At 41.0% G+C, this 13,688-nt stretch carries 15 protein-coding genes and 1 other RNA gene; 3 read left to right on the plus strand and 13 right to left on the minus strand.

All coding sequences use genetic code 11. From position 1 onward, the window contains the following. Window positions 1-26 precede the first annotated feature (26 nt). The 4 genes from dolP to OO7_RS04105 are packed head-to-tail and all read right to left on the minus strand — an operon-like array spanning window position 27 to window position 3,340. Window positions 27-602, minus strand: coding sequence for a division/outer membrane stress-associated lipid-binding lipoprotein (gene dolP / locus OO7_RS04090; RefSeq protein WP_008914704.1), 576 nt, complete (start codon window positions 600-602; stop codon window positions 27-29). 9 nt (window positions 603-611) lie between these two features. Then, window positions 612-1,202 (minus strand): DnaA initiator-associating protein DiaA, encoded by a 591-nt coding sequence (gene diaA / locus OO7_RS04095; protein ID WP_008914705.1) that lies wholly within the window; start codon window positions 1,200-1,202, stop codon window positions 612-614. A gap of 20 nt (window positions 1,203-1,222) precedes the next feature. After that, on the minus strand, window positions 1,223-1,624 hold the full coding sequence (locus OO7_RS04100) for a YraN family protein (RefSeq protein WP_043892637.1): 402 nt from the start codon (window positions 1,622-1,624) through the stop codon (window positions 1,223-1,225). A 9-nt stretch (window positions 1,625-1,633) separates the two neighbouring features. Next, window positions 1,634-3,340: a penicillin-binding protein activator gene (locus OO7_RS04105; protein ID WP_008914707.1), complete on the minus strand. Its 1,707-nt coding sequence runs from the start codon at window positions 3,338-3,340 to the stop codon at window positions 1,634-1,636. 110 nt (window positions 3,341-3,450) lie between these two features. Between OO7_RS04105 and rsmI the strand changes: the two genes are divergently transcribed. From rsmI to OO7_RS04115, 3 genes are all read left to right on the plus strand, one after another. Further along, on the plus strand, window positions 3,451-4,311 hold the full coding sequence (rsmI, locus tag OO7_RS04110; protein WP_008914708.1) for a 16S rRNA (cytidine(1402)-2'-O)-methyltransferase: 861 nt from the start codon (window positions 3,451-3,453) through the stop codon (window positions 4,309-4,311). A gap of 118 nt (window positions 4,312-4,429) precedes the next feature. After that, window positions 4,430-4,803: RNase P RNA component class A (gene rnpB / locus OO7_RS16265), an RNA gene on the plus strand. A 404-nt stretch (window positions 4,804-5,207) separates the two neighbouring features. After that, complete coding sequence (locus OO7_RS04115; RefSeq protein WP_008914710.1) at window positions 5,208-5,444, plus strand: hypothetical protein; 237 nt, start codon at window positions 5,208-5,210, stop codon at window positions 5,442-5,444. 77 nt (window positions 5,445-5,521) lie between these two features. On the opposite strand, the gene dagF is transcribed toward OO7_RS04115, so the two are convergent. The 9 genes from dagF to OO7_RS04160 form a co-directional block, all read right to left on the minus strand. After that, window positions 5,522-6,262, minus strand: a complete 741-nt coding sequence (gene dagF / locus OO7_RS04120; RefSeq protein WP_008914711.1) for a 2-dehydro-3-deoxy-phosphogluconate aldolase — start codon at window positions 6,260-6,262, stop codon at window positions 5,522-5,524. A gap of 1 nt (window position 6,263) precedes the next feature. Beyond that, complete coding sequence (locus tag OO7_RS04125) at window positions 6,264-7,376, minus strand: DgaE family pyridoxal phosphate-dependent ammonia lyase (protein ID WP_008914712.1); 1,113 nt, start codon at window positions 7,374-7,376, stop codon at window positions 6,264-6,266. Further along, on the minus strand, window positions 7,360-8,499 hold the full coding sequence (locus OO7_RS04130; protein ID WP_008914713.1) for an amidohydrolase/deacetylase family metallohydrolase: 1,140 nt from the start codon (window positions 8,497-8,499) through the stop codon (window positions 7,360-7,362). Before OO7_RS04130 ends, OO7_RS04125 begins: the two co-directional genes overlap by 17 nt. Before the next feature lie 25 nt (window positions 8,500-8,524). Continuing rightward, window positions 8,525-9,175 (minus strand): DUF4310 family protein, encoded by a 651-nt coding sequence (locus tag OO7_RS04135; protein ID WP_008914714.1) that lies wholly within the window; start codon window positions 9,173-9,175, stop codon window positions 8,525-8,527. 2 nt (window positions 9,176-9,177) lie between these two features. Continuing rightward, entirely contained in the window at window positions 9,178-9,969 is a 792-nt protein-coding gene (locus OO7_RS04140; protein WP_008914715.1) for a DUF4311 domain-containing protein, read from the minus strand. Window positions 9,970-9,995: 26 nt separating this feature from the next. Further along, on the minus strand, window positions 9,996-10,292 hold the full coding sequence (locus OO7_RS04145; protein WP_008914716.1) for a DUF4312 family protein: 297 nt from the start codon (window positions 10,290-10,292) through the stop codon (window positions 9,996-9,998). Next, entirely contained in the window at window positions 10,292-10,657 is a 366-nt protein-coding gene (locus OO7_RS04150) for an SFCGS family glycine-rich protein (RefSeq protein WP_008914717.1), read from the minus strand. The genes OO7_RS04145 and OO7_RS04150 overlap by 1 nt, the downstream gene beginning before the upstream one ends. A gap of 17 nt (window positions 10,658-10,674) precedes the next feature. Further along, the gene (locus OO7_RS04155; protein ID WP_008914718.1) at window positions 10,675-11,013 is read right to left on the minus strand and encodes a PRD domain-containing protein; all 339 of its coding nucleotides are present in this window, start codon (window positions 11,011-11,013) and stop codon (window positions 10,675-10,677) included. Between the two features lie 566 nt (window positions 11,014-11,579). Beyond that, a complete protein-coding gene (locus OO7_RS04160; protein WP_008914719.1) occupies window positions 11,580-13,517 on the minus strand; it encodes a BglG family transcription antiterminator in 1,938 nt (645 codons plus the stop codon). Window positions 13,518-13,688 lie beyond the last annotated feature (171 nt).

Below are 13,688 nucleotides of genomic sequence, written 5' to 3' on the forward strand. Positions count from 1 at the left end.
TTATACTGATATATTATTGTTTATGATTAATTGAGATAGGTAAAAGCGGTCGTGACACGACGGACGCCATCTGTTTCACTTGCTATTTTAGCCGCAGCATCCGCTTCTTGTTTCGTTAAAACACCTAACAAGAAAACTTCACCATTTTCAGTGATCACTTTTACATTTGATGATTTCACACTATCACTTGTGAGGATCTTGGATTTTATTTTCGTTGTCAGCCAAGTATCGTTTGAGGCAGTTCCTAAATCAACCGGCTCACCTTGGCGCACTTCATTATAGACCGCATTTGTTCCATCAACATTTGCTGCTATCTGCTTAGCGCGTTCTGCCCACGACATATCAGGGCTTTGACCCGTCAGTAAGACATTACCTTTATAAGCTGTCGCGATAATGCGTGCTTTACCTGTAATATCTTTATCTTTATTGAGCTGACCGCTGACACGTGCTTCAAGTGTTCCATCATCAACTTGCTGACCAACTGAGCGTGGATCTGTTGCACTTTTAGTGGCAACAGCCGCTGAACCGACTACTGCGGCACCGATACAGCCTTGTAGCATTGTCATGCTAAATAATATGGCAACTAGGGGAAGTAATCGCATTTTTGCTCCTTAATCGTCCTGATGAGGGAAAAGTGTATTATCAATGAGGTCACAAAGACAATTTACAGTAAGTAGGTGAACTTCTTGAATTCTCACACTACGTTGAGATGGAATACGGATTTCAACATCTTGTGGCCCTAAAAGGCCCGCAAGCTCTCCACCATCATATCCAGTGAGTGCAACAATGGTCATATCCCGAGTTACAGCTGCCTCGACCGCTTTGATAATATCACTGCTATTACCATGAGCTGAGATAGCCATAAGCACATCACCATGCTGACCTAATGCTCTAACCTGCTTAGCATAAATTTCTTCGGGCTGCTTACTGCCTGTAATAGCAGTTAAAATCACGTTATCAGTATTCAGTGCAAGAGCAGGGAGGCTAGGGCGCTCGGTTTCAAATCGATGGATCATACTGGTTGCAAAGCGTTGTGCTGTTGCCGCAGATGCACCATTACCACAGCATAAAATTTTATTGCCGTTGAGTAATGATTGAACCATCATCATTGCTGCGCGTGATATAGCATCCGGCAGAGCTTCAGCCGCTGCTATCTGTGTTTGAATACTTTCTGTGAAACAGACTTTAATTCTATCCAGCACTTGCTTATTTTCCTGTGAAATTAGCCAACATGTTCACTATCGTTAAAGGCATTTTGTATCCATTCAAATTGGTTACCCGTAATTGCGCAGATATCAAAACGACATGCGGTAGTCTCGAAGCTTTCTTGTTTTTCGGCGAGCCAATATCTTGCGGTCGCGATAAGCTTTCTACGTTTACATCTATCAACAGATAATAATGCTCCGCCATATTGTTTACTTTGGCGAAAACGAACTTCAACAAATACCCAACCTGTACCATCGCGCATAATCAAATCAATTTCACCATGGCGATTTCGGGCATTGCGCTCAATAAGAGTTAATCCTTGTTGCTGCAAGAAAGCCAGTGCTTGATGTTCATAGTACTGACCAACTAACCATTTTAACGTTTTTTTATCGTTTTCATGACATCCTTGTCTGAAAATTGCGCAAAATTATTTTGCTAGTTTGATTTGTCCTTGATTAAATTGCAACCAAGGTAGGTCGCGATAAATTACACAGTTTTCTTTTACACTTAATGAGCCAGAAGCACCTTGTAGATGAAACTGTGAATTTTGTTGTAACTGGTCGTAATTATTGGCTAATGACCAAGCATCAATGCCCATGGCATACAAACGGAATAGTGAATAATCATTATTCACTTTTTGTTGTGCTTGCTTACGTAAGTTATTGTTTGCACCTGCTAATAATGGAATTTCGCTAAACTTAACACCTTCCATTTCAAAACGGTAATCTGCCCCATTTCCAGCTTGGTTACTACGAGAGCTTGCATAAAGTGCTGGACGTTGACGCGTACTAATTGCCATTTCAATCATTGGTTTAATAAGCGTTAACTCATCGCGTGTGGCAACAATGTAAACCGCATCAATCGAACCTGTGGATTCGCTTGGCTCAGGTTGAGTCAGCGTTGGATAATCTTGCCCATCGATTGATTTTGCGGCTAAAGCAGTATTCATGATGACAGGTGTTCCCGTCATGCGAATACCTGCGCCGTGGTTAATCGATTCTTTTAATGATGCGACAGAACCAAAAGATTGTTTGAGGACAGTTGAACCACCTTTAGATTGCCACTCTTGTGCAAAAGCTTTGGCTATACGCTCACCATAAGCATTTGATGGAATTAAGATCAGTGGAGAACTTTTTCCTTCTGCCATCATTTGTGCGGCCGCATTTTTAGCTTCATCTTCAGGAGACAAAGAGAAGTAGCACAGATTTGCGCGAGGTTGTAATTTATCTGAATCGAGTTCATTTAGCGCAAGTACGCTAATTGGTGAACCGATTTGTGCAATCGTCTGTACGTCAGCTTTTAACAATGGGCCCACAACCAAGTTAAATCCTTCATTTTGTGCTTGTTGTAGCAATTGCGGGATTTGTTTGCCTGTGGTATCAAAGACTTTGACTGGCTGAGTATTTGTTGGTGTTGCAGCAATATTCAGTGATGCAGTATTCGCCACTTCACCTTCATTATTATTAGCTGCTGCTGTATTGCCTGTTGTCGCAGCAACTTCAGCATAAATTTGGTCTAAAATATCACTACTGCTATTTGTTGTCGCTTCTGGTGATGAGGTAACTTGCGCTTGAGATATTGGCGCTTGTGGTAAGCCTTTTTGTGCATCCATAAATCCTTGCTGGATAGCTTCTCCAAATACCTTACCTTGACCACTCAGTGGCAAAAATAGCGCAATACGTGGATTTTTTCCAATTGGTGTTTGGACTTGGGTTAATTGACTTGGTAACGTTTTGGATGCCGGATGATTAGCGTAACGAAGTTTCCAGTCATTAATACCAGCCATTAGTGTTTCATGGTCATCACGGTTGTTGAGGTAGATATCCAGTAAATCGACCCAACCTGCTAAGGTATTTTCGTCTGCACCAATTCCTTGAACCTGATCAGGCGTCATTTGTGTTAACATCAACCATAAACCATCAATGTTTGCCTGATGTGCTGTTGGCTCGGTTAATAAAGGTTCTTGGTTAATATAAGCACGAAGCATTTCAATAGAAGGTTTACCTTGTGCATTATCAATGATGGATTGATAACGACTGATCTCAGCGTTAGCCGCTTCAGGTGTCATAGAGGTTATGGGTGCTTTGTTAGCCTCTTTAAGCTGACAACCAGACAATACAACAGCAGAAAGCATTGCTGTGTAGATTAACCCTTTTTTACATACAATAAAATTGAAGGACGCATACTGTATCCAGTGGTGTATTTTCAGTTGCTTAATTTTAAACCGGCTATTCGGATGAAACAATGAATCAACCTAATCAAGCAGTGGTTACGGCATCCACGCTGTATATCGTGCCGACCCCTATCGGTAATATGGGCGATATCACGCAACGTGCGCTGGATGTTCTTAAACATGTTGACCTTGTCGCGGCAGAAGATACTCGGCATTCAGGAATGCTTTTGCAAAACTTTGCCATTAATGCACGCATGTTTGCTTTACATGATCATAATGAACAGCAGAAGGCAGATCAATTAATTAGCCGACTTCAGCAGGGTGATAGTATCGCATTAGTTTCTGATGCAGGTACACCTTTAATTAATGATCCTGGTTATCATTTAGTCACTCGTTGCCGTGAAGCAGGCATTCGCGTTGTTCCATTACCCGGGGCTTGTGCTGCGATCACAGCCTTAAGTGCTGCGGGTTTGCCTTCTGACCGCTTCTGTTATGAAGGTTTTTTACCTGCCAAAAGTAAAGGACGTAAAGATGTTTTGCAAGCGCTGGAGCAAGAACCGCGTACACTTATTTTTTATGAGTCGACTCATAGGTTGTTAGATAGCTTAGCTGATATGGTTGAAGTTTGGGGTCCTCATCGCCATGTTGTATTGGCTCGTGAGCTGACAAAAACTTGGGAGTCAATTGAAGGGCGCCCTGTAGGTGAATTGTTAGCATGGGTAAAGGAAGATGAGAACCGCCATCGCGGTGAGATGGTATTAATTGTTGAAGGTTATAAAGCGAATATTGATGAGGATGAGATTTCACCTGATGTTATTCGTACGCTGAATCTTTTACAAAAAGAGTTACCACCTAAAAAAGCGGCTGCAATTGCAGCAGAAATATATGGTCTGAAGAAAAATAGATTATATAAGTTAATGCTTGAACAATAGAAAGCATATCATTATTTGTGCAGATATTGATGCTAACGGATTGATGTATAGTGTTTATCTTGTTCAGTTAGGATAAAAGCGCTATACAAAACACGCTAAAGCTCCTATAATCCGCGGCGGAGTTGGCCAGACAACCGCTGCTTTATCGTAGTCCCTTCGGGAGACGGGTAGAGGGGAGGAAAGTCCGGGCTCCATAGGGCAGGGTGCCAGATAACGTCTGGGAGGCGCGAGCCTACGACAAGTGCAACAGAGAGCAAACCGCCGATGGCCTGTTTACAGGCACAGGTAAGGGTGAAAGGGTGCGGTAAGAGCGCACCGCGCGACTGGCAACAGTTCGTGGCACGGTAAACTCCACCCGGAGCAAGACCAAATAGGGGTTCATATGGTGCGGCCCGCATTGAACCCGGGTAGGTTGCTGGAGCCAGTGCGCAAGTGCTGGCCTAGATGAATGGTTGTCCAAGACAGAACCCGGCTTATCGGCCGACTCCAATTTTTTCGTCATATTTCAAGCTGTGACTGCGTTGGCTTCACTCTGCCACCCTAGTCACATACTTGTGTATGCTCCTAGGGATGTCCTCGTTTTGCCGCCTTGTCCCACCTCGAACTATTTAGAAAAAATCAGTTTTAAAACTGACTGCTATGTTTCTTTTATCTTTTTTTAATAAAAATGTTTGTGAGGTTTTAGTCAATTCTATAAATTTTAATAAAATTTAGTTCTTATACTTCAAGCAATAATGATGTCTGCTTTTAGGACAATCCTCGTTTTGCCGCCTTGCCCCACCTCGAACTATTTAGAAAAAATCAATTTCTTAGTTAATTTTTATCAGTAACCTATCTATTCTATGATTTTCTTCTGTACCAATTTAAATCATTGATAAAAAATCAAGCAGATTTATTTGATATTTTGTGGCTTTCCAGTAAATTCCCCTGAATTAGTCAAAAAAATAGAAGAGATAAAAAACAGTCGTCGATTCGATCTCAGTTTTGGCGGAAAAATTTATATGCGAGTGAGTGTTGAAAATGGCAAATTAATTGGTGAAGTTGAGAATGTAGACTTCAGCATCTATGACAGAAAGAATAAAGAAGTGATTTATAAATGGAATTATATGACGGGAATACAGGAAAGTCGCTAGCACATTTTTCTGTTACATGGTGGGATGAATACATTCCCACCATGAGCAAACCTAAATACAGCTCGACTAAATTATAATTACGCTAATGCTTGTTTAACCATACTTAATAGTTTTCGCACATCATCAGGGCGTGTTTCGCCACTGTCTTTATCAATAATCGAGCTGTAAATATGCGGAATGATTTTCTTCACGCCAGCATCCAGTGCGATTTGTAATATTTGTGAAAAATTCTCTAGGTCAATGCCGCCCGTAGGCTCAAGAGAAAAATCAAATTTAGCACAGGCTTCTGCAACTGCTTTATATTCTTCAATATGTGCAAGGCCTTTCATATTAAAGAATTTAATCGAGCTTGCTCCCATATCTTTTAACATCATAATTGCCGTTTCAATAGGCACAATTCCATCAGGCGCTTGAGAGCTTAATGGACCCGTTGATATTTTAACCATACCAACAGTGCCGCTTGGTGAAACGAGTGCATTTACAAATGTTTCATTTTGTCCAAGTAATGCACGGCTAATTGGAGCACCAGTAAACACTTGGTTGACATGTTGTGGCTGAAGCTCCTTAGAAATTAACGACACCATGGTTGATTGATTCGGATCGCCAGCTCCAAGCCCAACAGATAATGCATTATGTGTTTCTTGTGCATAAATTCGCATATCAGCAATTGCGCTGTCTAAATCTGGGTAGTTTTTTGATAGCACACCTACGACAACATAAGTTTCCGCTGCTTCATAAATATCTTTCGCGTTTTTGTGGCTGCCTGCTAATACATTTAAGCAAACGCGTTGATGATAAAAATTTGGAGATAACGTCATATTAAATTCCTTCAACTAACAATTGGATTCGTTCAGCAATGACATCAAGCTGTTCATTATTGACACTGCGGATATCGGCTTCGACTTTGCCCTCATTGGCTTTGTATTCACGAAAATAAATCGCAGTATCCCCTTGTTTTAATTCATTGATAATTTGGTGGGTGGTTTTGCCAATCGCTTTTTCATCAAAGCTAATTTCAGCGCGAGCAATATCTCGTCCAGCGGCATCCCAAACAATATGGGCAGAAATAGCCGGAATAGCATTGAGCTTTTCAATAAAAGGCGTTAATCGATTAACCATTTCTGCGCCGGTTTCTTTGGTTGCCATTAAATATTGTTCAATGGCTAACGTTAAACCTAAAATGCCTTCTTTTCCGACTTTCATGGCGCGGCCAATGCCTTGGCTTTGGCGCTTAACCCATTCAACATATTGTTTCTTACCAAGAACTAAACCGCTGGTGGGGCCTTCTATCGCTTTGGCTCCACTATAAATAACCAAATCTGCACCGTCTTGATAATAACGCGTTAAATCCTCTTCAGCTGCGGCATCAACAATTAAAGGAACATTATGTTTACGTGCAACTTCTGCGGCTTCTCTGACACTTAGCATACTTTTTTGGACAGTATGGTGTGATTTAATGTAGAGAATTGCGACGGTTTGTGGCGTAATTTTGGCACTGAGCTGTGCACTTGTGCATTCATTTGCAAAGCCTGCTTCAATAACTGTGCCGCCACCTAATGTCACCATCGTATCGACAGGTGCCCCGAAGTTAACGTTATGTCCTTTTGGTAATACAATTTCACGAGGAATACTTTTTGATGAGGTATGTAGATTTAACAGTAAATCATCATCATCACGCGTAATAACCGCTGCTACAGCTTGGGCTATACCTGCTGAGGCGCAGGAAACGACGACAGCATCTTCAACATTTAATAATTTGGCAATGTAAGCGCCAGTCTTATTCACTAAATCTTTAATTTCAAAATAGTGATTTAATCCATAAGCAACACGTTCAATCACTTCGGGTGTTGGCGTAGAAACACCCAGTATCGTCATGCGCCCAGAAGCATTAATAACATGTTTTAAATCATATTTTTCATAAATTGATTGCATGTTCAGTTTCACCTTCAGCTGGAATGATATGTTTTCCACCAATAATTGCGGCGATAGGGATAAAGCGCTGTGTACCGATACGTTTTTCACCTTCAGCATCAGTGAGTTCTGTTTGTTCTTCTTTGAGATCAAATAATGTAATGTCAGCATCAAAACCCGGTTTTAGATAACCTTTTGCCGGAAGCGCGAGTAAATCTGCTGCTTTTTCAGTGACACAACGAAGAATTTTTTCAGCGCTAAAGCCCATACATAAGAATTTAGTCATCACAAATGCTAGGCTATAAACGGGGCCATTGACGCGGTTGCGGTGATAAATATCAGAGCTAATAATATCGGGGTAAGTACCAATTCGCATGGCTTGCTCAGCAACTTTAAAGCTAAAACTTTCACCACCATGTCCAACATCTAAGATGACACCACGGGCTAGCGCACGCGCGATAGAGGGTTTTAAATTACCCTCATGATCAAGAATGCGATTTGGCTTGCCATTAAAGCAATGAGTAATAATGTCACCACGGGTCAGAAGATCGGCAATTTCATCAATATTAGGTGGATTATTGCCAATATGTACCATCAGCGGTAAATGATGTTTCTTTTGCATCTCTTTGGCTTTAATCAAAGGAGCAATGCCATTTTCACCTACTACACTCTTACTCATTCGTGCTTTCATCCCAACAATAAAGCCTGTATGGCGCTCAATTGATTTTTGGAAACAAGTCTCGTCGATATTATTCATATCAGACAACTCATTTTGAGCAATAATGCCAATACGTGAGATGTTTAATAGTGAGAAAACATTGGTTTGCGATTTTTGGGTTAATTGATAAAACTTGTCGATATCATCTGCGCCAACACTTCCAGCATCAACAAGAGAAGTGACACCTCCTGCTGCGCCTGCTAAGTCAGGGTCATCAAAATAGATTGGTGATTCAGCGAAACAGTGCGCATGGGAATCAATCCATCCTGCACTAACATAAGTTTTTCCTTCGAGATCAATCCATTTTTCAGCTTGTTGATTGCAGGCCTGTTCAGGGCCTGCCGCGACTATTTTTCCATCTTTGATAAGAATATCGATAAGTTTTCCATCGATACATTTACCTTGTTTGATGATTAAAGAGTACATAATTACCTTCTTTGTTATCTTGTTGCTAGGCGACGATAGGGAAGAAGTAGCCGAACAGCATTGCACCTAAAATAGCCCCACCAGCAACAGGCTTTTGCCAGACATAAAAGATAAGAGAACCAATGAGCGAGCCAATCCCAATAGGAATTGAAGCTGTCATTGCAGCAAGAATAATTAATGGGCCTAAGAATCGACCGGAAGTGTTACCCGCGCCCATCATGACATCTGCACCAAAGGTCGAGTTGGCTTGAGCAATAGTAAACTTACGGGCAAAGACAATCAGTAATCCGATCGCAACACCTAAAACTAAACCGGTAACCAGTGAGAGCCAGAAGTTTGTGACTAAAATATCCCAACCTGCGGCAAGAAATAGAGCGGGAACGCCTAAACCAATCCCCGTTTGTAGCGCACCACCAATATCTAAGATACCAACGAGTGATCCTTCAATTATCCGTGCAAATAAGAAACTGGCGCCGAATGCGGCAACTGCGCCATAAACGCCAGTATCAAGACCGGCCCGTAACATGGCGACAAAGGCAACTTCGTTAAATGCGCCAAATCCATAGACGACGTACATATGTGTACCGGCAAAGATCCCTGCTGATAGCAAACCTACAAAGATAGGGAAGGACCATTCTGCATACCAAAAGTCTTGTTTGTTGATTTCAGTTGTCATGATTATTTCCCGCTCAGCAGTCCGTGGATGTACTCAAGCCATACAGGCTTATCGAGATGGAAAGATGTGATCATCTTCAGGTCAAATTCGCGGAAGAAGCCACTTAGAACAAATAGTAATACGACGGTAATCATCATTGTGCGGGTGATACGGTTCCAGCCGTTATCATCAACGCCTTTACCGATAAGAATACCGAGGACTAAACCCGGAATAGCATTACCCATGATAAGTTGTGCACAACCGCCAAAAAGTGTTGCCCAAAAACCTGAGCGGCGGCCTGCATCCATCGCGGCTAACCAGAAAATAACGGGCATCACAGTATTGACCAGCAGGTTGGCAGCAGGCACAAGGACGTTAATCGCTGTTGTTTGTAATGATGCCGGCACTGCTGATGCGGTGGTATTTAAAAATGCCACAACAGCCGCGCCAATAATGGCACAGGCAATCGCCATTTTTTTCGGGTTATATAATGTTTCTGCAACATTGCGATTTTTTGCTAATAATGCAGCCGCACCCCAGTTAGGGATAATTCGATGGTCAACATCTTGTGTAAATGCCCCAGCCGCAACGGAAGATGCCCATGCGTTGAAGAAAAAGCCTAAACCGAAAGAGAAGTGAGAGGCGGGGTCACCTTCACATGCGTTTAATTCCCCGAGAGTACGAAATGCCCCCATACCTTGAACGGTAGGGGCATGGAACATTCGGGCTGCACCTGCACCAAGGCCAAAGCCACAAAGGGCGCCTATAATGAGGGACATACCCAAAATTTCTAAGAAAGATGCAGTTTCACTCATGGAAATGCCTCCAAACCTGATTGTTTTTATTGTTCTGTAAAGTCTATGTCGTTGACAGAAAGTAAGGTGACATCTAACGAAACGTCGAGTACGACTCTGAAATGTTCACGTTTGCGAGGAAGAAAAATAAACAGAAATTTTTCTATGCGTGAACGCGAGTGTGCACTTACAACGGCAACATCCTTGGGTTCAATTCGCAGGATAATGTCATTGCTTTCTTTTAATACGGTGCGTTGAATCGAGTTCAAGGCATCAGCTATTGCTTTTTGCTTGCTGTCACCTTGACCTGAGACACGCACAACCGTTTCGATAGACTTTTTCATTACGCGTCGCCGTATTTTTTGAGATAAGCTTTGACTAAACGCTCACCTAATTCTTCTTTATCCATAAAACCAAAACCGAGTACGGTGCAGCCGTCAGCAATTGCAGTTTCGCCTTCTTCAATAGAGCGCATGCCATAGCGAGCTTTATAGCCATATTTTGTTTGTGCTGTGATGGCACCAGCGCCTCCGCTACCACAAAATGAGATCCCAAGGTTAGCGTGTTCTGCATTCATGATGTCACCAAGTTTCATATCAGCAGCCACACCGGGAATAACAATGGCTTTGCCGCCAGCAGTCTCAATACCTGCTGCGACTTTTTGCCCTTTACCTAAACGATCTCCAATAGCGATTACGACTTGTTTCATAGTAATATTCTCCAAAATTAATCATTAGAACGGATAACTTCAAAGTGAACTGAGAGCAAATAGGCCTCTTCTGGCTCTAACCCAGGAAGGGCATCGACAACACGTTGCGACAAAGCAATTGAGTGGTCAGATATTTCATCAAACAGGCTGATATCAACTTCGGGTAAAGATTCACCTGTTTTAGCTCTAGCTACCATGGCTCGAAGGTGAGATTCCAACATCTGTTGTTGTACTTCTGTGGTGTAACAACCTTCTAGCTGTAACCAATCACTAATGATGGTCAATAGTTGTTGTGTGACTTCATTGATGTCGAGGTTATCTTCAGACATCTTGAAAATGGCAACGGATTTACTCATAAGGGTTTAAGATCCAAGCTAATAATGTAATGAAATTGCTTTGTTCCTTTCTTGCTTAATACCTTAGTGGTTTATTGATAGCTTTTGCAGATATTGAATTTCCACTTAGAAGTGGAAATAAATTGGAAGGGTGATCTGGATTTGTGTGAGTAATATTTATGCAAATTGGAAATAAAATGGAAATTTAGCGATGTATCGCACTCGAAAATAGCTATTTTTTCAGATGCGTTGACAATGAATTTATTTTAATTCAATGAATTACTAGAATTCAGTGTTAACCGGAAAAAATAGAGATTTACTTGTGGAAGTGGAAATTATAAGTGGAAATGGGAAGGTTTGGATATTTCCACTCATCTTCAACAACGTAGTAACGCGATTTATATCACAAAAGAAATAGATAGAATTGCGGCTATGATCACGCTAAATATTGTTATGACAACTTTTCCGAAAACAAGTGGAAGATAACTGGTTTTTGAGTACTAAATTTATGACGGATTAAATTATCTGTTTTGATACCTGAATTATTATGAAAAAAATCGTGACCGTTCAACGGTCACGTGTGCATGTCAAAGAATACGTGCCAAGCTATCTTTCGCTATTACTTGGAATTCATTGAAATTTTTGACTGTAACTAGCCTGCGGGTCGTTTTTTCTTTCACGAACGTTACAAATAAATCATAGATAGCCATGGCTTCTTCATAGTCCGCTTTACTGATGGCAAGTAGGAAAATGATATAAGCATTCTCTTTGGTCTCTTTATTCCATTCAATGCCTTTTGGGGCAACAATGGTGACGACTACCGTTTTGTTGGCGAGTAGACCCAAGGAGTGTGGTAGAGCAATTCCTTCTCCCAATAATGTTGAGACAATTGATTCTCTCTCCTGCAAAGAGGGATAAAAATCAGAGGTGACATAACCGTCTTGTTGTAATTTTTGGCACACGGTTTGAAATAATTCTTCTTGGGTAATTTTGTCATTAATGACCATGAAATAACGTTCATCAAAGAAGCGTTCAATAATATACGGACGGGTTTGGTCTACCATTGCTAAACGGCCAACTTGCTCTAATTGATAAGGCGTTGGGAAAGGTGCAATCTTAATAACTGGTTTGTTTTTTTCAGAAATTCGTACGGTGGTAATGACAAAATTCTCTTCCACTTTATCAAGGGATTCATACTCTTGTAAGGTTAACCCCCGGTTAAATTTTAACTGAGGAAATTCGCGCATGATTTTTGATTCGACAACTCGAAATGTTGAATTCCCCGCATCAGTGACAACAAGAACCTCGGTTTGGCGAATGGAGCCTGCACCATAATTTCTTTCTAAGCTAACGCCAATATGAACAGCAAGATAACCTAGTTCATCTTCATTAATTGGATGTGGTAATAATTTTTTGCTCGCGCTAGTTAATGCGCTGAGAGTGACGTCATAGGCAAAAGGATAATACTGTTTTATATCACTGAGTAATGGATTTGCTGTAATGATATGGTATTGAAGCCGTGTCATTAAAGCGGCAATGTGAGTACTGAGATCTTTTTTGAGCTTTTCGTCATCACGTAGGTCATAATTATATAATTCATTAATATAATTAAGAATATATTCAACTAACTCAATATGCCCATCACTTTTTTGCTGGGACTCATTTTGGTTACTAATGCGTTGGGCAATAATTTGGTCATGCAGGTAACTTTGTTCTGCTGTAGAAAGGTCACTTCCCAGAAAATAGATTAACCCTTTTGATATCTCATCACAGGCTTTTCGTAACGCATCTTCACTATCATGGCTATTGATTGCTGAAGTGAGTTCATGCCCTCTGGTAATACGTAAAATAGTGACCGCGCAGTTGAATACAAGATAAAGGTGGCCTTCATTACTTAAGCGAATATCGAATCGATTCATACTATTATAAAGAACTTTATCAATATACGTTAAATCGAGGTTATCTAAGCAATCAGGTTTAAATGCGGATAAATCTTGATTAATTTGTTGTGAAAAACGCCGCCAAAGTGTTTCGGTCATACAAGCACGAATTGCCCATTCATTGCCATTTAGGCGTATTCCTTGGTGTGGAATACTTTCCAGCAAGATTTGGTATTTTTGCAGATGTTCTCGGACAATCGCCATATCTTGTTGCAATGTGCCACGGCTGATAAACCACTCTTCGGCAATATCATCCAGCTTAACGGGTAAGGAAAGCATCAATAGCTTTAAAAGTAAGGCATCAACACGCTCTTTGCCTGTACGCGGAATGCGACTTTCCTCTTTATTTTGCTGAGTCAATTTTGCAAAACGCTCTTCATCCTCAATTTTTAGGCGATAACCTTGCCCACGTTCATAAATAATATGAGCACTATGATTTTGAATTAGCGCATTAATCTCATTGATATCTGAACGAATAGTTCTGGTTGATACAGAAAAACGTTTTGCTAGCTCATCTTGAGGAATGACTTCATCGAAGATACTTGCGAAAATTTGATTAAGCCGCTGTTGAGTGAATAAAGCCACAAACACACCTTTTTTGACCAAAAAACAAAAACATAATGACCATAACAGATATTCTCTTGTATATGCAAAAGGATCTGGTTTTGGAAAAAATGGAACATAACTTAATATTAAGCGGATTCGACTCTATCATAGAGTGGTCAATATATAGGGCATAGTAGATGTGAAATTTGC

The sequence above is a fragment of the Providencia sneebia DSM 19967 genome, from assembly GCF_000314895.2.
GTDB lineage: Bacteria > Pseudomonadota > Gammaproteobacteria > Enterobacterales > Enterobacteriaceae > Providencia > Providencia sneebia.